16 protein-coding genes are annotated in these 20,082 nt (G+C 66.6%); 8 read left to right on the top strand and 8 right to left on the bottom strand.

Annotated elements, in window-relative coordinates; all coding sequences use genetic code 11:
* Positions 1 to 195: 195 nt before the first annotated feature.
* Complete coding sequence (locus B0T44_RS11915; RefSeq protein WP_254854152.1) at positions 196 to 954, top strand: DUF8020 domain-containing protein; 759 nt, start codon at positions 196 to 198, stop codon at positions 952 to 954.
* A gap of 591 nt (positions 955 to 1,545) precedes the next feature.
* On the opposite strand, the gene B0T44_RS11920 is transcribed toward B0T44_RS11915, so the two are convergent.
* The 4 genes from B0T44_RS11920 to B0T44_RS28010 form a co-directional block, all read right to left on the bottom strand.
* Positions 1,546 to 2,820: a S1 family peptidase gene (locus tag B0T44_RS11920; RefSeq protein WP_081512007.1), complete on the bottom strand. Its 1,275-nt coding sequence runs from the start codon at positions 2,818 to 2,820 to the stop codon at positions 1,546 to 1,548.
* A gap of 75 nt (positions 2,821 to 2,895) precedes the next feature.
* The gene (locus B0T44_RS11925; protein WP_077115531.1) at positions 2,896 to 4,251 is read right to left on the bottom strand and encodes a S1 family peptidase; all 1,356 of its coding nucleotides are present in this window, start codon (positions 4,249 to 4,251) and stop codon (positions 2,896 to 2,898) included.
* A 169-nt stretch (positions 4,252 to 4,420) separates the two neighbouring features.
* The gene (locus B0T44_RS11930) at positions 4,421 to 5,698 is read right to left on the bottom strand and encodes a hypothetical protein (RefSeq protein ID WP_254854153.1); all 1,278 of its coding nucleotides are present in this window, start codon (positions 5,696 to 5,698) and stop codon (positions 4,421 to 4,423) included.
* Positions 5,699 to 5,766: 68 nt separating this feature from the next.
* Complete coding sequence (locus B0T44_RS28010; protein WP_077115533.1) at positions 5,767 to 7,164, bottom strand: helix-turn-helix domain-containing protein; 1,398 nt, start codon at positions 7,162 to 7,164, stop codon at positions 5,767 to 5,769.
* A gap of 217 nt (positions 7,165 to 7,381) precedes the next feature.
* On the opposite strand from B0T44_RS28010, the gene B0T44_RS11940 reads away from it, so the two are divergent.
* Positions 7,382 to 8,026 (top strand): HhH-GDP family DNA glycosylase, encoded by a 645-nt coding sequence (locus B0T44_RS11940; protein WP_077115534.1) that lies wholly within the window; start codon positions 7,382 to 7,384, stop codon positions 8,024 to 8,026.
* A gap of 193 nt (positions 8,027 to 8,219) precedes the next feature.
* Here the strand turns inward: B0T44_RS11940 and B0T44_RS11945 are convergent, their stop codons facing one another.
* On the bottom strand, positions 8,220 to 8,690 hold the full coding sequence (locus tag B0T44_RS11945; protein ID WP_217697457.1) for a MarR family winged helix-turn-helix transcriptional regulator: 471 nt from the start codon (positions 8,688 to 8,690) through the stop codon (positions 8,220 to 8,222).
* 92 nt (positions 8,691 to 8,782) lie between these two features.
* On the opposite strand from B0T44_RS11945, the gene B0T44_RS11950 reads away from it, so the two are divergent.
* The 6 genes from B0T44_RS11950 to B0T44_RS11975 all read left to right on the top strand — a co-directional run bounded on the left by B0T44_RS11950 (position 8,783) and on the right by B0T44_RS11975 (position 16,854).
* Positions 8,783 to 10,417: an MFS transporter gene (locus B0T44_RS11950; RefSeq protein WP_077115536.1), complete on the top strand. Its 1,635-nt coding sequence runs from the start codon at positions 8,783 to 8,785 to the stop codon at positions 10,415 to 10,417.
* Between the two features lie 397 nt (positions 10,418 to 10,814).
* Positions 10,815 to 12,662 (top strand): molecular chaperone DnaK, encoded by a 1,848-nt coding sequence (gene dnaK / locus B0T44_RS11955; RefSeq protein WP_077115537.1) that lies wholly within the window; start codon positions 10,815 to 10,817, stop codon positions 12,660 to 12,662.
* Positions 12,659 to 13,396, top strand: a complete 738-nt coding sequence (grpE, locus tag B0T44_RS11960) for a nucleotide exchange factor GrpE (protein ID WP_077115538.1) — start codon at positions 12,659 to 12,661, stop codon at positions 13,394 to 13,396. The genes dnaK and grpE overlap by 4 nt, the downstream gene beginning before the upstream one ends.
* A 102-nt stretch (positions 13,397 to 13,498) precedes the next feature.
* Positions 13,499 to 14,662, top strand: a complete 1,164-nt coding sequence (gene dnaJ, locus B0T44_RS11965) for a molecular chaperone DnaJ (protein WP_077115539.1) — start codon at positions 13,499 to 13,501, stop codon at positions 14,660 to 14,662.
* On the top strand, positions 14,662 to 15,069 hold the full coding sequence (locus B0T44_RS11970) for a heat shock protein transcriptional repressor HspR (RefSeq protein ID WP_077115540.1): 408 nt from the start codon (positions 14,662 to 14,664) through the stop codon (positions 15,067 to 15,069). The genes dnaJ and B0T44_RS11970 overlap by 1 nt, the downstream gene beginning before the upstream one ends.
* Positions 15,070 to 15,690: 621 nt before the next feature.
* The gene (locus tag B0T44_RS11975; RefSeq protein ID WP_077115541.1) at positions 15,691 to 16,854 is read left to right on the top strand and encodes a globin domain-containing protein; all 1,164 of its coding nucleotides are present in this window, start codon (positions 15,691 to 15,693) and stop codon (positions 16,852 to 16,854) included.
* Between the two features lies 1 nt (position 16,855).
* On the opposite strand, the gene B0T44_RS11980 is transcribed toward B0T44_RS11975, so the two are convergent.
* The 3 genes from B0T44_RS11980 to B0T44_RS11990 all read right to left on the bottom strand — a co-directional run bounded on the left by B0T44_RS11980 (position 16,856) and on the right by B0T44_RS11990 (position 19,964).
* Positions 16,856 to 17,653: an FAD-binding oxidoreductase gene (locus tag B0T44_RS11980; RefSeq protein ID WP_077115694.1), complete on the bottom strand. Its 798-nt coding sequence runs from the start codon at positions 17,651 to 17,653 to the stop codon at positions 16,856 to 16,858.
* Positions 17,654 to 17,673: 20 nt separating this feature from the next.
* A complete protein-coding gene (locus B0T44_RS11985) occupies positions 17,674 to 18,831 on the bottom strand; it encodes an FAD-binding oxidoreductase (RefSeq protein WP_077115542.1) in 1,158 nt (385 codons plus the stop codon).
* Between the two features lie 182 nt (positions 18,832 to 19,013).
* Positions 19,014 to 19,964: an NADP-dependent oxidoreductase gene (locus B0T44_RS11990; RefSeq protein ID WP_077115695.1), complete on the bottom strand. Its 951-nt coding sequence runs from the start codon at positions 19,962 to 19,964 to the stop codon at positions 19,014 to 19,016.
* Positions 19,965 to 20,082: the final 118 nt, after the last annotated feature.

Raw genomic sequence — 20,082 nt, forward strand, 5'->3', positions numbered from 1 at the left:
GGGACTAAAGGTTCTCGCCTCCCGTCCGCGCCTGGTCTAGGCTCACCGTCGATCTCTTTGTTGCGCAACGTCATCGCATTGCTCGGGGAGGATTTCGACCCGGTTGCCGGCTGGAATGGAATTGAGCTCTCGCGTGCGGGCGTCGCGCTCGACCGATGATGGATTGGAAACTGAATGAAGCTCCGTAGAACCACCGTGGTCGCCGCGTTGGTAACCGGATCGTTGGCACTGGGTTACGGAACCGCTCATGCCGAACCCGCCCCTGCACCCGCCGAGCCCATCAGCTACTCGCTGAAGCTGGTCGACAAAACGGTCGTCGCGACGCTGAAGAACGGTACGTTCTCCATCACCGAAGAGGAAAAGGCCGTCGAAGGCCAGCCGATCGCCGGGGAGATCGCTGACGACCAGCAGGAGAAGACCAAGGTCGCGGAGATCAAGGACGACAAGGGCAATGTCGTCCTCTCGATGCCGATCGATTTCTTCAATGTCGGCGATATCGCGGTGCCGCTCGAATCGGAGGTCAAGGAGGACAACACGGTCCTTGAGCTGACGCCCGATCAGGCTGCGGTCCCGGCCGACACGAAGGTCAACGCGGTGAATATGGCCCTCAAGCCGGTCGCCTCACCGATCGAGAACCAGCGTGCGCAGAACGAGTTCGCCAGTCAGTTCGGCATGGCCACAGCGGTCGGCGGCTTCCTCGGCACCGCTATTGGTGTGGTCGCTGGTGCCCTGATCGGGACGGCCGTCGGCATTATCGAGTGCCTCACGATCATTGGGTGCATCGCGGCGATCCCGACAATCGTCGCGTTCGCCGGTATCGGTGGCATTCTTGGCACCATCGCAGTGGGAGGGCCGGCACTGGCTATTGCTGGCATGGACCTGATCAACACCCTGCAGGCGGCTCCGGGGACCACCAAGTGGACCGATGAGAACATGAAGAAGGGTGTGAACTAGCCTTCCGGTTAGTGCTTCGCCCTCTAACGACACCCGGCCCGTCCCGCAAGGGGGCGGGCCGGGTGTCGTTTCGCGGCGAACCTAGTTCACGACCGGCCGAGGGCACCATGGTCGGTGGCGTTTCTCGACAGATCGATCGAACGGACCCGGCGATCCCGACCTGGCGGCGGCCGTTCCGGCACTGCCATACACGGTTCGCGACCCCTATCCACCGCGTTCGAAGCTCCAGGGCGGCGGAGAAGCCACGCACCGTTGGTGGGTAACCCTGAACCTCATCCGGTATTCGTTTGTGCCTCTCAGGGTGATTCAGGCGGGTTTGAGTGGTTTGTGTCGTTCCGGCTACCGTGGGTTCGCGCGTAGGTTGCGGTACCGCAATCTCGGGCAAGCCGTCCGTGCGGCTGCCGGACGTGCATACAGCGGTGCCGCAGTGATTGCGTGCAGTTTGCGCCACTGTCGATAGGCGGACCCGCTGCCGACGTCGACGCTGGTCGCCGGGGCGTGCCCCGTTCCCACAACTACATTCGCGAAACAAAAAGGGCCGGCAGCGGAGTGCTGCCGGCCCTTTCGTGCTCTAGCCCTGTAGTGGTTGTCCTAGCTGGTGCGGACCCGCAAGCCGGGGTTGTCGGACAGCACGACGCTGACCGGCTGCGCGAACAGCTGCGGAGCATTACCGGTGAGAGCGCCGATCAGGTTCGGGATCTCGCAGATCGGGAAATCGGCCACCGAGGAGGCGCTGGAGATACCGAGCGCCTGGCGTCCGGTCACGATCGGGCCGCCGCTGTCGCCGGGCAGCGCGCAGATATTGGCCGAGAAGCTCTGGGTGAGCTGACGTTCGCCGACCTGCACGGTCTGGTCGACGGCGTTGACGACGCCGCAGCTGAAACCGGTACGGGAACCGGACTTGCAGACCGGGGCGCCGACCACGGGGGTCGCGACACCGTCGACGAAGACCGGCGCGTTACCAGGGACCCGGACCGTGTTGTTGGCGAACCGGTTCGCGGCGCCGTCCGCGATCCGCACGATCGAGTAGTCCTGGTTGCCGAGCACCGATTTGGTGAAGGTGCCAAGCCGGGCGCCGAGCTTGTCGCCGGGCAGCAGCTCGTGCACGTTCGCCGCGTTGCCGGTGCCCGCCGAATCGACGTCGGGGTTGCAGTGGCCTGCGGTGATGTTCACCGTGTTGCCGTTGCGGTCGACGCCGTTGAAACCGAACGAGCAGCGCAGCGAGGTGCGTCCGGCGACGGAGGCGTAACCGTCACCGCCGGCGAGCGGGGGGCCGCCCATATCCTCGGCGATCTCCCCAGCAGCGGGAAGGGTTTCCGCGGCCACCGGCGGCGCCATCACGATGACGCGGGCCGGGTCGATGAAGTTCGGCATCGGCAGGCCCGCCTTGTCGACGCGCACCGCGATGCTGTTGTTCACGGTATCGATGACGACACCGCGCACCAGCGAGGCCACCGCCTCGGGCTGTCCCTCCAGCCACCGTTCGAACGCGCTCTTCTCGCCACGCAGCGCGGACTCGCTCTTGGCCACGTTGCGGACCACGAAACCGGCCGATTCGGCCGCCTTACGCGCCTCGTCCGCGCCGGGGCCGGGGGCGACCGCGACTGTTCCCTTGCCAGCATCGTCCAGCCACGCACCCGCGAAGACCTCGGGGAACTGGCGCTGCGCCGTGGTGGCGAACGCGGCCACCTGCTGAGCGACGTCGGCGCGCCGCAGATATTCCTCCGGGGAAATCTTCAGGTCACGATTCACCGCGGCGATCAGCTCGGCAGGCAGGCCGGGATCGGTGTCCGGCTCGGCCGAGGCGACGGCGGTGGGGCCGAACAGCAGGATCGCCGCCGAGGCAGCGATCGCGGCCTTGCGCATTCCCGTCCGTACGGGTGCCGAGCGGTGCCGGAGTTTACCTATGCGTGGCAGGAGCATGATCAGACTATATAGGGATCAGCCGACGTTCGGCCGGGTTCGTACCTGGATACCGCTGCCGAGACCGCCACCCGAGGAAGCGTCGATATCGGTCAAGATCTCCCGGATCGGAATACCGAGGGTCGCGGTGCCGCCGTACTGGGCCAACGCAATATTCGCCTCGCTGCAATCCGGGGCATCGGCGGCGTTGGAACCGCTGGTGATGCCGAGCGCCAGCGTGCCGGTCACGATCGCGCCACCGCTGTCACCGCCCAGGGTGCAGGCGCTGCTGGCGAAACCGCGCACCACCTTGGCTTCGCCATCGGTGGTGTAGAGCTGGGTCTCCACCCGGTCGGCGACGACGAACCCGCAGGTGAACGTGGAAGACTGACCGGATTTGCAGATCGGGGCGCCCACGATCGGGTCGGCGGTGCCGGTGATGGTGAGAGTGGTGCCGTTGGCGCCGCGCACCGAAGGCTGGTCCATCCCTGCTTTGACCGCGCGCTCGTTCAGTTTGATCACCGAATAGTCCAGGCCGCTGACGCCGCCCAGTTTCGCCTGCACGAAAGTACCGAGCTCCGGGCTGGCCGGGATGTCGTGGACGTTGGGCATATAAACCCCCGCCTGCTGACCGCCCTTGTCCAGATTCGGATCGCAATGTCCGGCGCTGATATTGAGGGCGTTACCGCCCGCGTCGACCGCGTTGAAACCGAACGAGCAGACATCCACGCTGCGCAGGGAGGCGTCACTGAGCGAACCAGGTGCGCTGATATAGGTATCGCCGCCCATGGGCCGCCGCTCGACCGGACCGCCACCGTTCGGGGACAGAATGACCTTCACATTGGCGATCAGCGTCGGCAGATTGAGCATATGGCCGAGCGGAGTGTTGGCCACGTTGAGCACCAGCTGGCTGTTGAGGAAGTCGATGGCGACCGAGTTGATCACCTGCGACATATCCAACGGCAGCGCGGCGATCCACTGATTCACCTGCACCAGCGAATGTTCCAGATCCTTGGCGGAAACCGGGGCCAGGCGGGTCTGGTAACCGTCGGCCGACGCGATGCGGGCGGCATCGTGCGAGGTGACCGCGACGATCGGCTTACCTTCCTCGTTGATCCAGGCGCCCGCGAAGGCGTCCGGGCGTTCGGCGCGGAATTCGGCTGCGTAGGTCTTCAACTGCTGGGCACGCGCGGAACGGTCCAGGTATTCGGTCGGTGTCATCTTCAGATCGCGCGAGATGGCCTGGACGAGTTCCGGCGGGAGATCCTCGGCGCGGAGCTGTGCCGGCGTTGGTTCCGCCGCGGCGGGGGTCGTCCCGAACAGGGGGGCCAAAAGAACGGTCGAGGCGATAGTGGCAGCTTTGACCGCGGCGCGACGCGCCACCGACTTGCGCATGAAGTCCCTTCGTCGGCACAACTGTGCCAGTAATCCGTGGCCACGGGCTTATTCCGTTGGCGCACAGCCTACGTCGAGTAATGAACCGGCTGACGGCGGGTAGCCGACAACTCCGGTCAGCGGATCACTCTAAAGCACAATCCCTCGGTGCGGCGCACCTTAGCGGGACTCAGTAGTACCCGGTACCGGGGATCTCCAGGCCGGGCGGCATCGGAATCGTCGGCCACGGGTACCGGCGGGTGGTTGTGGTCCTGGTGGGGCTGGTGGTCGTCGGCGATGTGCTGGTCGGCTCTTCGGTGGTGGTGGTCGGTTCCTCGGTGGTGGGTGGCGGTGTGGTCGTGGTCGGTTCGGGTTCGGTGGTGGTGACCGGGGCCGCGGGCTCCTCGGTGGGCGCCGGCGCGGGCGGCGGTGGCGGCGGGGCGGGCGGTACCGGCACGGTGGTCGTCGGTATCACGCTCACCGGTTCGGATCGGTTGTCCTGCCCCGGCTGCGCGGGGACAGGGTCGTCGGCTCCGGCGAGCAGGGCGACGCCGACGCCGCCGAGCACCAGACCGAGCAGTGCGGCGCCCGCGATCAGCAGCGGGATGCGTTTGTTCGCCTCGTCGGGTTTGGCGTGGTTGGCCCTGCCTCGATGGGTTTTGGCCCGGCGGGACTTCGGTGCGGCCTCGGTCTTCGCCGTATCCTCTGCTGCCACCGTGGGCTGGGCGCTCGCCGCCTCCTGCCCGGCGCTCGCCGGGGCCGCCGGGTTCTCGGTCGCGCTGCCTGCGCCGATCAGCGCCGTGCTGCCCACGGTGAGCGCTGGGTCGGCGACGGGCATGGCCGCCGAATACGCCTGCGCCTGCGGCTCGGATTTCGGCACGGCGGGCATGACGACGGTGTCCACGGTGGCATTCTCGGCCGTCGTCGGATCAGGCGGGGCCGCACCCGCCGGGGTTTCCAGCACCGCGACCAGCGCGGCCTCGGCGGCACCCTTGGCGAGGATTTCGGCGCGGGTGCCGGTCGCCAGGGGAGACGCCGTGGCCTCGGGCAGTTCACCTTCCCCGAGCAGCACCACCGAACGCAGACCCAGATAGTCCAGGGCCTCGCGCAGCGCCCGCACCTGCGGCTCGGGCCAGTCCGCGGGATGGGTCGCATAGAACTCGGTGGCGCCGCTCAGATGTTCGGCGGTCAGGTTGATCAGACAGAACAGGGCGGTGGCGAGCAGATCCTCGGCCCGGTACGCCTCACCGTCGTCGACCGGGATACCGGCGGGGTCGCCGACCGCTTCGACGAAACCGGTGATGGTGTGCGAACGGCCGGGCGGTGCGTCGCCGCCGAGGGTGGCATCACCGTCGGCGGACATGTGCAGGACCGGTTCGCGGACGATGTACTGCGGTTCGCCGTCGTTGGTCACGATCGCCGCGGTACACCCGTCCGCGGCGATGTGTAGGCCGACCCCTGTGGCCATCCGCATTTCCTCGCTTCGGCGTTGCCTGCTCATATGAACCGTCCGCGCCGTGGTCCGGGCATGCGGGCTCAGACCAGCAGCGAACCGTGGCCCATGGCGCGGAGCATCGACAATAACTCCGATCGGGACCTGGCACCGATTCGACGTCGGATGCGGGCGACGTGATGTTCCACCGTTTTCGCCGAGATGTAGAGCCGAGCGCCGATCTCGCGGTAGGTGAGGCCTAGTAGCACCAGCTCGGCTACCTCACGTTCCCGATCACTCAACCGCGCTGTCGGGTCGGGTGCGCGTCCGGTGCGCGGCAGCATCTGTTCACCCGGCGCGGGAACCGGCTCGGGCCGCTCCACGGTGACCACACCGGAACGGGCGGTGGCCTGCGCCCAGCGCTCGGCGATCGCGTCCGGGTCGGCGCCGCTGGCGACGGCGGCCGCGTAATAGCGCGCGGCGTCACTTCCGGCACGTTCGGCCGCAGCGCACAGAAACTGCGCCAGCCGCGGATCACGCACACCCGATTCGGCCATCAGCAGCGCGGTATGCGCACCGAGCAGGTTCGCGTCGAGCCGGGCGGTGAGCAGCCGCCGCTGCACCGCGATGAAACGCTGTTCGCCCAGCAGCGCGCGCAACGGTGCGACGGCGGCCGCGAGCAGCAGGTCGGCGTCGGTGACCAGGGCGCTTGCTCGGGCCTGGTCGATGACGTCGTGGGCGGCTTCCGGGGAGATGTGGAAGATGGCCGCCAGCTCGTCGGCGTCGAGACCCGCCCCGGTGGCAGCTATGACGAAAGTGTCCAGCAGGACAGGGGAAAGACCGCTGAGCTGGGAACGAGCCCAGACATGCACCGCCTTGTCCACGGCGGCGGGTGTCGCGCCGTCGAGTCGGGCGGCGCAGGCAGCGCGCAGCCCGGCGATCACACCACCCCTGATTCCGCCGGTCTGGCGGTGGATGTACCCGGCGACCGGCGGCGGGACCAACATCCCCAGTTCCCTGGCGAAGGGGGCCATATCGGCCGAACCGAGGGCGCGCAGCTCGACCACCCGGCCGTGCCTGGCTACCGCATCGGTGAGATCGCGCAAGCCGCGGTGGTGCGGGCGGGGTTCGGCGGCGACGAACACCGGGCACCTGCGGCGTTCGGCAGCCACGCGCAGCAGCTCTAGCCGGTGAATCGGCAGCTGGTGGGCATCGTCGACGATGAGGGCGCACCGTTGCCCGTTGCCGTCCGCGTCGTGCGCTGCCGGGTCGTCGACCGTGGCGATGCCGCGTGCAGCGAGCCTGCGCCGGATCGTGGTGAGCAGGGTGGATTTACCGGTTTCCGAGCGTCCTCGAATGAGGTAGAGCAGGGGTTCCCGGTCGGCCACCCCCAATTCCTGGAGGATATCGCGGGCACAGGACAGGGAGCCGAAGGCGGCTTCGACGCCGTCGGGTGCGATAGCTGCCGGCTTCCCGCTGTTACCGCGCGCCAGACGTGTCATTCCTACCCCGTTCGAGACTGTTTCCGGTGCCGCCACGGCGTCGATGCCAGGTGCGGGGCGGCTCGATACCGATCCACGATCTGTGTCGGCTTGCGCCATCCAGCTGTTACCGCTGTTCCCGGCTGGGGCGCCGATATACCTGATGCGGATGGGTCGGTGCGCCTGGTGTGGACGTGATACATGCGGGTACGCGCCTGTCAGCGGAAGGAGGTGTCCGATGAGCCGACGAGACGTTGTGCGTGTGTTACTGGATCGGGCAGGCACCGGCTACGCCGCGCAGGCCGGTATCGATCTGGCGAACAAACCGGCGCCGCTGTTCCAGCTGCTCATGCTGGCGGAACTGCTCAGTACCCGGATCTCCGCCGATCTCGGGGTCGCGGCGGCCGCGGAATTGCTCCGCAGCGGCTATCGGACCCCGCAGCGCGTCGCCGATGCCGAGTGGCAGGACCTGGTGGACGCGCTCGGTCGCGCCCACTACAAACGCTACGACGAAAGCACCGCATCGCGGCTCGGCGCGATCGCCTCGGCGGTGCTCGACCACTACGACGGCGACCTGCGCGAACTCGCCGCCGCAGCCGACGGTGATCCGGCCCGGGCAGCCGAGCTGCTGCGCCAGTTCCAGGGCATCGGCCCGGTGGGCAGCGATATCTTCCTGCGCGAAGTGCAGGACGTATGGACCTGGGTCCGTCCTCACTTCGACGAGCGCGCCCTCCGCGGCGCGAAACGTATCGACCTCCCCACCGACCCCGACAAGCTCGCCGCCCTGGCCCCCGGCACTCACACCGCCGACCTCGCCGCTGCCCTGGTGCGTGTTTCGCTCGACGACGAGTTGGCTGAGGACGTACGAGCGGCTGCCCGCTGAACTGTGAATCGGGCCGCCGCCTTGGTTCCCGTCAGCCATGCTGCCGCCTTCGCTGCGGCGCTGGTGTGTATCCCTTGGCGACGAGTTGACCGAGGGAGATCGGTTGCCGCCTGCTAACCGCGAGTTCGGCTGCCCTGAGACAGCCTGCCTGCGGCTTCGGAGCAGGTTTCGCTAGCAACAGCGGGGTGCGAGGTCACTGCTGCTCGGCTGCCACCTCGTTCAGCCCCGCCTGTAGATCGCGCAGCAGTTTCTCGAACTCTCGCAGTAGCTCGGGTGGACGGCTGGCCAGGATGGCGTCTTGGCGTGCGTTGATGGGGTCGAAGAATTCGTTGCCCCGCCGCTTGGCCTCCGCGGTGGCGTGCAAGGTGACGACTCGGCGGTCGGCGCTGTCCCGGGTTCGGGTTACGTACCCGGCCCGTTCCAGCCGGTTGAGCAATGCGGTCATCGCACCGGAGGAGAGCCGGATGCGTTTGCCGAGCTGTGCTGGTGACAGCGATGTTCCCCGCTCTTCGGCCGCGGTGATCTCCAGCAGCGCGAACGCGTCGGTGGTGTGCACTCCCAGTGCGACAGCGAACAGCCGGCCGAGTTCGGTGAAGGTCGCGCCGTAGGCGAGCAGTCCTTCGGTGAGCTGCTGCCGCGTCGTGTCGGACGCCTGGTCCGTCATCTCCTCTGCCTCCATCCTCGTGCGCCGCGAATTGACAACCTACCCCGCTCAATTTAGCTTTACGATAAAGTTACTTTACGATGGAGGTAAATATGAGCATCGAGACCGCGGCTCCGACGCGGCGGGAGTGGTTCGGGCTGATCGCGATATCAGCGGGGGTCGCGCTGATCGTGGTGGACCTGACGATCGTGAACGTGATCGTCGCGCCGATCATCAACGATCTGAAAATCACCTCTACTCAGGCCCAATGGATCCAAGAGTCGTACGCGATCGTCTTCGCCGCGCTGCTGCTGGTGGCCGGACGGCTCTGCGATCTGCACGGTGCCCGCAGAATCTTCCTGACCGGGCTGACGGTATTCGCGGCGACAAGTGTGCTGGCCGCCGCCGCCCCCGACGGCGAGTTGCTGATCGCTGCGCGCTTCCTCCAGGGCATCGGTGGCGCGCTGATCCTGCCTGCGTCGTTGGCCCTGGTGAATACCACCTTCCAGGGGAAGGCACGTGCCCAGGCTTTCGCCGTCTGGGGTTCGACCATCGGCGCCGCCGCGGCGGTTGGACCGCTGCTCGGCGGCTGGCTCGCCGACTTCTCCTGGCGCTGGGCGTTCGGCGTCAATCTTCCGCTGGTCATCCTCATCGCGGCCGCGGTGCTGAGCTACCTGCCCGCCTCGGCTCGGATCCCGGGGCAGGTCGACATACCGGACGCGCTACTGTCCATGGCCGGGCTCGGGCTGCTGTCGTTCGGGCTGATCGAGGGGCGCTCGCACGGCTGGTTGCTCGTCACCGAGCCGTGGCGGATCGCCGGATTCGACTGGAACGCAGGCCCGTCGCCGGTACTCGTCGCATTCGCGGTGGCAGCACTGGCACTGATCGTCTTCTGGCGCAGGCAGGTGGCGGCGAGCCGGGCAGGTGTGCAGCCGTTGCTGGACGTGCGGTTGTTCGGCATCGGCTCGTTCCGCCGCGGCAACGTAGTCACCCTGATCATCGGCATCGGGGAATTCGGCATCATCGCCGTACTCCCGTTGTGGTTGCAGTTCACCCTCGGCTACACCGCGTTGCAGGCCGGGTTGGCGCTGGTACCGCTCGCAGTGGGCAGCTTCTGCGCGAGCGGGGCCAGTTTCTCGCTCGCGGCCTCGGTCTCGGCATTGGGGCAGGTGCGGATCGGTCTGGTGCTCGAGGCCATCGGCCTGGTTCTGCTCGGCGCCTGCGCGGCCGTCGACAGTCCGTGGTGGCCGATCGCGCTCGCCCTGTTCGTCTACGGCATCGGCGTCGGCTTCGCCACCGCACAGGTCACCAATATCGTGCTCGCCGACGTTCCTCCCGTGCGCGCCGGGCAAGCCTCCGGTATCCAGAGCACCGCCCGCGAACTCGGTTCCGCGCTGGGAATCGCCCTCCTCACCACGGTGTTCTTCAGCCTGCTCGAATCGGGCCTGCGGGAACGCCTGACCGATGCAGGAGTATCCGATCCGGACGCGCACGAACTGAGCGCGGCGGTCACCGACAGTGCGGGTGTGATGGTCCCCGATCTCGCCGCCGACCCCGCGACCAGCGCTGCCGCCCACGCCGCTGGTACCGCTATGACCACCGGTATCGCCTGGTCCAGCTACATCTGCGCCGCATTGCTCATGGCGGCGCTGGCCGCGACGCTGTTCGTCACCCCGACGCGCAAGCCGGAGAGCTCCGATCCCGCGAGCGAGGGCGCGTCCGCCGAGCCGGGCGGCGCGACAAGGTAGGGCGGTAATCGCGCGAACCATCAGCCGGCTCGTCTACAAGGTCTCGGTCCGGGTAGGCCACGATGTGGGGCTCGTCTGTGCTGCCCGGAGCAGGGAAGTGCGGCGCGGCCCCGGTAGTGGCCACCGCGGCGAGGTCGAACGGGCCAAAAATAGATCGAACTGCCGGGAATAGAACGCGGGGGCTGCTGGTTGAGCTTTTCGACAATGTTGAGTGAGATCGACTCAAGTTTGGCTTGACTCCGGGCGCGGTCCCGATGCAGGATTGAGCCGACCACGCTCAGTATTGCTGGGACCGTGCTCCGTGCAGTGTTTGGGGCCTGGTCCGGCGCCCGATCACGGCGCAGCGGGCTGATCGCCCAGACATTTCACACAGGCAGTCGAAAACTAGGAGGAACCAATGGCTCGTGCGGTCGGAATCGACCTCGGGACCACGAACTCGGTCGTCGCCGTTCTCGAAGGTGGTGAGCCGGTCGTCGTCGCCAACTCCGAGGGTTCGCGTACCACGCCCTCGGTCGTCGCGTTCGCCAAGAACGGCGAAGTACTGGTCGGCCAGCCGGCCAAGAACCAGGCCGTCACCAACGTCGACCGCACCATTCGCTCGGTCAAGCGCCATATCGGCACCGACTGGACGGTGGAGATCGACGACAAGAAGTACACCCCGCAGGAGATCAGCGCGCGCACGCTGATGAAGCTCAAGCGCGACGCCGAAGCCTACCTCGGTGAGGAGATCACCGACGCGGTCATCACCGTCCCCGCCTACTTCGAGGACGCCCAGCGCCAGGCCACCAAGGAAGCCGGCCAGATCGCCGGCATGAATGTGCTGCGCATCGTCAACGAACCGACCGCGGCCGCGCTGGCCTACGGTCTGGACAAAGGCGACAAAGAACAGACCATCCTGGTCTTCGACCTCGGTGGCGGCACCTTCGACGTCTCGCTGCTGGAGATCGGCGAGGGCGTTGTCGAGGTCCGTGCCACCTCCGGTGACAATCACCTCGGCGGTGACGACTGGGACGAGCGGGTCGTGAAGTGGCTGGTCGACAAGTTCAAGGGCAGCTCAGGCATCGACCTGACCAAGGACAAGATGGCGATGCAGCGGCTGCGTGAAGCCGCGGAGAAGGCCAAGATCGAGCTGAGCTCCTCGCAGAGCACTTCGATCAACCTGCCCTACATCACCGTCGACGCGGAGAAGAACCCGCTGTTCCTCGACGAACAGCTGACCCGCGCCGAATTCCAGAAGATCACCAGCGATCTGCTCGACCGCACCCGCGCGCCGTTCCAGCAGGTCGTCAAGGACGCGGGCATCAAGGTGTCCGATATCGACCATGTGGTGCTCGTCGGTGGTTCCACCCGTATGCCCGCCGTCACCGACCTGGTGCGTGAGCTGACCGGTGGTAAGGAACCCAACAAGGGCGTCAACCCGGACGAGGTCGTCGCCGTCGGCGCCGCCCTGCAGGCCGGTGTGCTCAAGGGTGAGGTCAAGGACGTCCTGCTGCTCGACGTGACCCCGCTGTCGCTGGGTATCGAGACCAAGGGTGGGGTGATGACCAAGCTCATCGAGCGCAACACCACCATCCCGACCAAGCGTTCGGAGACCTTCACCACCGCCGACGACAACCAGCCGTCGGTGCAGATCCAGGTCTTCCAGGGTGAGCGCGAGATCGCCTCGCACAACAAGCTGCTCGGCTCCTTCGAGCTGACCGGTATCCCGCCCGCCCCGCGTGGTGTGCCGCAGATCGAGGTCACCTTCGATATCGACGCCAACGGCATCGTGCACGTGACCGCGAAGGACAAGGGCACCGGCAAGGAGAACACGATCAAGATCCAGGACGGCTCGGGCCTGTCCAAGGAAGAGATCGACCGGATGATCAAGGACGCCGAACAGCACGCCGCCGAGGACAAGGCGCGTCGCGAGGAGGCGGAAACCCGCAACCAGGCAGAATCGCTGGTGCACCAGACCCAGAAGTTCATCGCCGACAACGAGGACAAGGTCCCCGCGGAGGTGAAGTCGAAGGTCGAGGCCGCCATCGAGGAGGCGAAAGAAGCGCTCAAGGGCACCGATATCGCCGCTGTGAAGGCCGCGATGGAGAAGTTGGCCACCGAATCGCAGGCCCTGGGCCAGGCGATCTACGAGTCGCAGGCGGCGGACGCGGCCGCTTCCGGCAACGGAGCGAGCGCGGGCGCCGATGAGGACCAGGTGGTCGACGCTGAAGTTGTGGACGAGCCGGTTGACACGGAGAAGAAGTGACACAAGCCAACCACGCAGATCCCGACGAGCCGATCAACTTCGTCGACAAGCGCAAGGTCGATCCGGAGACGGGTGAGGTCAGGCAGCCGACAGCAGCGGAAAACGGTTCCGCCGCCGACACTCCACAGACCGAGCCCGGCCCGGAGCAGGCCGCGGCGGAACAGGCGGCGGAAGCCGCGGGTGCCGCTGGGCAGGGAGGTCCCGGCAACGGCGAGCCCGCCGGAACGGGCGACACCGCTATGCAGCTGGCCGAGCGGACCGCCGACCTGCAGCGGCTGACCGCGGAATACGCCAACTATCGGCGCCGGGTCGAACGCGATCGCAAGACCGCGATCGACGGCGCGAAGGCAGCCGTGGTCACCGAACTGCTCGGCGTGCTCGACGACCTCGACCGTGCCAAAGCACACGGTGACCTGGAAACCGGCCCGCTGAAGTCGGTGGCCGACAAGCTCACCGACGCGCTGCGCAAACAGGGCTTGGAAGAGTTCGGCGCCGAGGGTGAGCCTTTCGACCCGAGCTTGCACGAGGCCGTACAGCACGACGGTTCCGGGCACGACCCGGTTATCGGGCTGGTCATGCGCAAGGGCTACCGATTGGGTGAGCGGGTGCTGCGGCACGCGCTGGTCGGGGTGACCGACGGCATGGGCGAAGCCGCTTCCGCCGCACCGGAAGATAGTTCCATGCCTGGCGAAACAGGGGCATCGGATGCTGATGCCGGCACGAATAACGGATAAGAACCCGGCGCGAGCACCGGGGCCGCGGCGGGCGGCGATATGCCCCCGCGGCGGCCCCCGGCAGCGCCGCAGCTCGAGCACTGCGAAAGGAGGAGAGACCCGGTGAGCCAGCGGGAATGGATCGAAAAGGACTTTTACAAGGAGCTGGGTGTCTCCTCCAACGCCTCGACCGACGAAATCAAGAAGGCCTACCGCAAACTCGCCCGCGACCTGCACCCGGACGCCAACCCGGGTGACACCAAGGCCGAGGAGCGGTTCAAAACCGTCAGCGAGGCGCATGCCGTGCTGTCGGACCCGGCCAAACGCAAGGAGTACGACGAGACGCGTCGCTTGTTCGCCGGCGGCGGATACGGTCGCGGCGGGTTCACTCCCGGCGCGGGCGGAGGTTTCTCCCAGGAGTTCAACCTCGGCGATATCTTCGGCGGCACCGCGGGCGCGGGTGACGGCGGGCTCGGCGACCTGTTCGGCGGATTGTTCAACCGCGGCGGCGGCGCCCGCACCACGAGCCGCCCCCGTCGCGGATCCGACGTGGAAACCGAGACCACGCTCGGGTTCCGCGAGGCCGCGCAGGGCGCGACCGTCCCGCTGCGCATGACCAGCCCATCGCCGTGTACCACCTGTCACGGCAGCGGCGCGAAACCGGGGACGAGCCCACGGATCTGCCCGATCTGCAACGGAACCGGAGTGGTCAGCCGCAACCAAGGCGCATTCGGGTTCAGCGAACCGTGCGACGAATGCCGCGGCACCGGGTCGATCATCGACGATCCATGTGTGGACTGCCGGGGCAGCGGTATCCAGAACCGCACCCGCACCATCACCGTCCGTATTCCGCCGGGAGTCGCCGACGGGCAACGGATCCGGCTGGCCGGCCAAGGTGAGGCAGGACTACGCGGAGCGCCCTCGGGCGACCTGTATGTCACCGTGCACGTCAGCCAAGACAAGGTCTTCGGCCGCAACGGCGACGACCTGACCCTGGTGTTGCCGGTCAGCTACAGTGAATTGGTGCTCGGCACAACCGTTTCGGTGCCCACACTGTCGGGCCGGGTCGGAGTCAAGGTGCCCGCAGGCACTGCGGACGGGCGCACCCTTCGGGTGCGTGGCCGTGGGGTTCCGAAGCGGGGCGGCGGAGCCGGTGACCTGCTGGTCACCGTCAAGGTCGCCGTGCCGCAGAAGCTGGACGATGCCGCCACCGAAGCACTGCGCGCGTATCAGGAGGCGGAGCAGGCCAGCGGGTTCGATCCGCGAGCAGGATGGGCAGGTGCGTAATGTCCAACGATCCGAAGCAGGCGTCGGGCGGGCCGTCGGCGCGCGCCGAGTACTTCATGATCTCGGTGGCGGCACAGCTGGCGGGTATGCACGCGCAGACACTGCGCACATACGACCGACTGGGACTGGTCACCCCGCAACGCACTTCGGGCGGCGGGCGGCGCTACTCGGCCAGGGACGTGGAGCTGCTGCGCGAGGTGCAGCGGCTGTCCCAGCACGAGGGCGTCAACCTGGCGGGCATCAAACGCATCATTGAACTCACCAACCAGGTGGAGGCGTTGCAGCGGCAGGTGGACGAGTTGACGGCGGAGCTGGAACGAGCCCGCACGAACTATCGTTCCGATCTGACTCCGCCGCAACGCAGTACCGCACTGGTGGTGTGGCAGCCGCGTAATCGGCGACACTAGGCGTGCGTACCTCCGCCTTCGCTCCGGCCATGCGCTCTTCTGCGTACTTTTCGCATACGCACGGCTGTGCGGGGGTTGCCTGCTGTGGTCTTTGCTTCGGGTGTGTGACCTGTGTGCCTCCTCGGCTTCGCCTCGCGGGCACGCGCTTTGGCGCCTACCTCTGCGCTGGCTCGAGGTAGGGGCGGCATTTTGTTCGGTGGACGACGGGTGACTCCGGGTCGGCTCTCATATGAGGCCGGTTCGGGGTCGTTTTGTTTTGGTGCCTGTTATCGGACGCACTCGTTCCGCGAAAGCGGTTGGGGTGTCTTCATGTTCGTGTTCAGCTGTGTTTCACAATTGCCAGTTGGTCACTGTGACAGAGAGCTTTTCAAAGCGAGTACTGCAAAACGGACGGGAAAGTTCCTGAACTTCCGCTGATTTGCCGTCCTGCGGTCCGTTTCTTAGGTGGTTTCCACGGCCTGTTCCGGCTTTTCAGGTGTGTTACGGGTAATGGTTTTGTCGTTATTTCCCTCTCGGCAAACCTGGCCTACACTCCAAGCCACGGCTGCTGACGAGTGTTTCGCAGCACTTCACTCGCCGGCACATTCTGGTGATCGAATGTGAAATGGGGTAGTGACGCATATGAATTCGCAGACCGTTGCGCTCATCAGAACGACGTTCAAAGCGGTCGGCGCGGAAGACGGCGGTGCCGAACGGCTCGCCACCTCCTTCTACGCGATCTTGTTTGCGCGGTATCCCCATATCCGCGAATTCTTTCCGGTCGCCATGGAGAAACAGCGCGAACGTCTGGTCAAGGCCATCGGATACGCGATCGACCGGCTGGAGGAGCCGGACAAACTTCTTCCCTTCCTCGCGCAACTCGGCCGTGATCACCGCAAATACGGTGTGCAGCACGAACATTACGCGGCTCTGGTCACCGCGCTGAAGACAGCGATGCAGCAGTTCGCTGGCACCGAACTGTGGACCGACGAGGTGGATATGGCCTGGGATGAAGGGCTCGCCCTCATCGCGGGGACCATGCTCGCGGCGGCCGAACAGGAAACCACTCCGGCGGTCTGGACCGGCACCGTACTGGAGCGGCGCGAAGTGCTGCGTAATCTGGTCGTGGTCCGGCTGCGATTGGACCAGCCGATCTCCTACGCTGCCGGGCAGTACGTGAGCGTGCAGATTCCGTCGCGGCCACGGATGTGGCGGTACCTGTCGCCTGCGGTGCCCGCGAATCCCGACGGCGAGATCGAATTCCATATCCGCAGTGTGCTGGGCGGCTGGGTCAGCCCCGCCATCGTGAGCAATACCGCGGCCGATGACACCTGGCTGCTCAGCTCGCCCCTGGGCGGGCTCGGTGTACCGCGCAATATCGAACGCAAGATGCTCATGATCGGCTGCGGCACCGGAATTGCCCCGCTGCGCGCGCAACTGCTCGCGATGGCACAACGCAGCGATAACCCCGCGGTGCACGTTTTCTTCGGCGGCCACCATCCGTGCGATCTGTACGATCTGGAAACGCTGAGCAAGCTCGCGGTCGATAACGCATGGCTCACTGTTACGCCGGTCGTTGAAACCGACGAAAACCCATGGTGGAAAACAGATTTCGTGGACAAAACCTGGCCGGGTCTGGAGCCGAGGATTACCGGGCAGGTGGGGAAAGTGGCCGCCGCCCGCGGGGCCTGGGCCGATCACGATGTGCAGATCGCCGGTTCCCCGTCGATGGTGCAGACCACCAAATTCCGGCTCATGGCCAACGGTACACCCGCGGCGAATATCCGCCACGACCCGCTGTTCTGAATCAGCCGCCTTCGACCTGAATCCGCTCCGCCGGCGTCCCTGTTTCCACGAGCCGATCGACGGTGGCACGCGCCATCGCGGGCGAACCGCACACCAGCACCTGATGCTGATCGAAGGCGCCGTGCGAGCCGATGACTTCCGCGAGTGTGCCGTTCAGGTAATCGTCCGGGACGAAACCGATATCCACCCGCGACCGCTCGTACCATTCATCGGTCCAGGACGGATCGTCCAGGTTCTCCACCACGGGAACCACCGTCAACCACGGCAGTTGCTCGGAAAGCAGCGTCAACATATCGGCCGCATACAGATCGCGCGGCGACGACCCACCGACGAACAGATAGGTATTGGGCTGAGACTCCCGCCGCGCCAGTTCGAGGATCTGCGAACGCATCGGCGCCAAACCTGTTCCGCCCGCGATCATCACGATATCGTCGCCGTCGGGATCGACGGTGAACAAACCCTGGGGTGCGCCGATGACCCACTCGTCGCCGGGCTGTGTATCGGCGACAATGGAGCCGCTGCACCAGCCGCCCGGCACCGTGCGCACATGAAACTCCAGCTTGCCGTCCAGCGAAGGCGGCAGCGCGGGGGAGAAGCGGCGGCGCAACTCCGGAAACTGCGGCACCTGCACCTGGACCGACTGGCCCGCGGCGAACGGGACGAATTCGCCGATCAACCGGATCACAGCCAGGTCATGACGCAGCCGATGATGCCCGACGACGGTCGAGGTCCATTCCGTCGGTAGCGGGGCCGTGCCGTTGCCGACATCGGCGCCGTTGACCGGCGTATGCGGATCCATGTCCATACCTTCTCTCACACCTACACGGGGTCGGAGCTGATGATCGACTCCGGAGTACCGACCGCCATGAGGGCGCGGCGGGTGTCGGCGATCATCTTCGCCGATCCGGCGATCTGGATCTGCCGGTCCTCCCATGCCCCGAAACTGGCGACAACGGCACCGAGATTACCGACCAGACGCCGGTGCATCCCATACGGTGCGTCGGCCGGCGGATGCGGATACCACCACGGGTTGGTCTTGTGCTCGCACACCGGCACCACCGTCAGCCACGGGTTGCTCTGCGACAGCTGCCACATGTTCTCCACGTCGTACAGCTCGCACGGGTACGCGCCGCCGATGAAGAAATGTACGCGCGGATTGATGCCGCGCCTACCCATTTCGATCAGCTGTGCCCGCAGCGGGGCGATACCGGTGCCCGAACCGATCATCAGCACATCGCGGCCGCTGTCGTGATCGACGTGCAGCCCGCCGAGCGGACCGCCGATCAGCCATCGGTCGCCCACCGTGGTCTCGTTCACGATGGCCGGGCTCACCCAGCCGCCGCGGACCTTTCGCACATGGAATTCGATCTCGCCGTACGGGTTGGCCGGGATGGCAGGGGAAAGATAACGCCACATCTTCGGCCGCTGCGGCACCGCGACCGGAACGTACTGGCCCGCCTGGTAGGGGATCGGGTTGTCCGATTGCAGGCGGACGATCGCCAGATCCTCCAGCACGTGGCGATGCCCGACCACGGTCGCCTCCCAATACGGTGGGGAGTCGTCGGAGTTCGCGCCGATCGCCATCGCGGCGGAGATCAGCAGGCTGATATCGGCCCAGCCCGCGGCGAGCTCGTCGTTCCAGTTCGCGCCGTGATAGGTGCGGAACGCCGCGAGCAGCGCCCGGCCCGCCATATCGTAGTGGGCGGCCTCCACCCCATATTTGCGGTGGTCACGGGCCAGTTGTTCGAGGAAGGCCTGGGCCCGGTCCCAGTCCTCGAGGTGGTCGAGCATGTACTGGATAGCGGTGACCATCCGTTTCGGCTGCATGTCCATGGCGGGCGGGAACAGTTCCCGCAGCCGCGGACTCTCCGCGAACAGGTGACCATAAAAAGCGCTGATCAACCGCTCGGGTCCATGAGGTGCGTCGAGCACCGCACGGAAATCGGCGCGGACCAGCGCTGCCGAACGCGCATCCACGGCGTGGAGCTTCCTTTCCCTCAGTTGCTGCCCGGGAACGTTGCCGTAACAGGCAGTTCTCCGCGGACCAGTATCCCTGAAAAATCCGTTGTCGTGTCAGATAGGCCGGATTGCTGGTTTGAGAAGTTGGGCAACGGGGTATAGCGGGCCGCGTCGGTGCCGGTCCGGTCGGTTCGGGATGCTCATATGGTCAGCACTGTCTTCCCGCGCGCCCCCGGCCCGTTCGCCGCGCGGCCCGCGATCACCGCGGCGGCTTCGTTCAGCGGAACAGTGGTCTCGACCGGCACCACCACATCGCCCTCGGCGACGTGGTTCAGCAGTCGGGCCAGCTCGGGGGCCCGGCCTTTGGAATCGATATTGCCGCCGGTGATACCGCGCGCGGCCAATGCCTGTTCGTCGGCTGCGAAGACCGTCGAATACACCGACCCGCCGTCGCGGACCAGTGCGGTGAGTTCGGCGAGCGCCTCGGGCGGGCTGACCAGGTCGACCAGGATGTCGATACCTTCGGGGTGGGCGGCGGCCAGGGCGGTGGTGATCGGCGCGCGGCGGTAGTCGATGGTTTCGGTCGCGCCGAGACGGATCATCTGGTCGGCGGCGTCGTTGCGGGCGGTGGCGATCACCTGCGCTCCCGCCAGGTTGGCCAGTTGGACGAGGAACGAGCCGACGCCGCCCGTCGCGCCGACGACCAGCATCAGTTGCCCGGACTGCGGCGCGGCCGCGTCCACGATGTCCTGCGCGGTGACGCCCGCGGTCGGCAGCGCGGCCGCGGTGACGATGGGGACGCCCTCCGGGATGGGGACCAGGGTGGCTTTCTCCGGGACCACCGCATACTCGGCGAAGCAGCCGTGGCCGACGGGTGGGGTCAAGAATTTACCGACCACACGCTGCCCGATCTCGAACCGGCTGACACCGGTTCCGGTCGCGACGACAGTCCCGGCACCGTCCACACCCAGGATCATCGGGAAATCGTGCGGTAATTTGCCGTCCAGAATGCCGTCGGCCATCTTCCGGTCGAATGGGTTGACCCCGGCGGCCTCGATACGGACCAGTACCGCGCCCGGTCCCGGCTCCGGTTTCGGCATGTCGGCCTGCTCCGGTGTTGCCCCGAAGTCGCGTACCACGATCGCGCGCATCGTTCGCTCCTTCATTGGATGGAGAGTGATGTGCCAACCAACCAGCAGCCGCAGCACCCATCGTATGCGCCCGGTAGGGACAGCGTAGCTTCCGGCGTGCGGGGAATGCCTGCCGTGC

This window comes from Nocardia donostiensis (genome assembly GCF_002081715.1).
Classification (GTDB): Bacteria; Actinomycetota; Actinomycetes; order Mycobacteriales; family Mycobacteriaceae; genus Nocardia; species Nocardia donostiensis.

Excerpts from the sequence above, each read along its gene's own strand:
- dnaK (WP_077115537.1), top strand. The coding sequence starts at position 10,815 with ATGGCTCGTGCGGTCGGAATCGACCTCGGGACCACGAACTCGGTCGTC.
- B0T44_RS11950 (WP_077115536.1), top strand. The coding sequence starts at position 8,783 with ATGAGCATCGAGACCGCGGCTCCGACGCGGCGGGAGTGGTTCGGGCTG.
- B0T44_RS11980 (WP_077115694.1), bottom strand. The coding sequence starts at position 17,653 with ATGGATCCGCATACGCCGGTCAACGGCGCCGATGTCGGCAACGGCACG.
- B0T44_RS11990 (WP_077115695.1), bottom strand. The coding sequence starts at position 19,964 with ATGCGCGCGATCGTGGTACGCGACTTCGGGGCAACACCGGAGCAGGCC.
- B0T44_RS11930 (WP_254854153.1), bottom strand. The coding sequence starts at position 5,698 with ATGGCCACAGGGGTCGGCCTACACATCGCCGCGGACGGGTGTACCGCG.
- B0T44_RS11920 (WP_081512007.1), bottom strand. The coding sequence starts at position 2,820 with ATGCGCAAGGCCGCGATCGCTGCCTCGGCGGCGATCCTGCTGTTCGGC.
- B0T44_RS28010 (WP_077115533.1), bottom strand. The coding sequence starts at position 7,164 with ATGACACGTCTGGCGCGCGGTAACAGCGGGAAGCCGGCAGCTATCGCA.
- B0T44_RS11970 (WP_077115540.1), top strand. The coding sequence starts at position 14,662 with ATGTCCAACGATCCGAAGCAGGCGTCGGGCGGGCCGTCGGCGCGCGCC.
- B0T44_RS11975 (WP_077115541.1), top strand. The coding sequence starts at position 15,691 with ATGAATTCGCAGACCGTTGCGCTCATCAGAACGACGTTCAAAGCGGTC.
- B0T44_RS11940 (WP_077115534.1), top strand. The coding sequence starts at position 7,382 with ATGAGCCGACGAGACGTTGTGCGTGTGTTACTGGATCGGGCAGGCACC.
- B0T44_RS11925 (WP_077115531.1), bottom strand. The coding sequence starts at position 4,251 with ATGCGCAAGTCGGTGGCGCGTCGCGCCGCGGTCAAAGCTGCCACTATC.
- B0T44_RS11945 (WP_217697457.1), bottom strand. The coding sequence starts at position 8,690 with ATGACGGACCAGGCGTCCGACACGACGCGGCAGCAGCTCACCGAAGGA.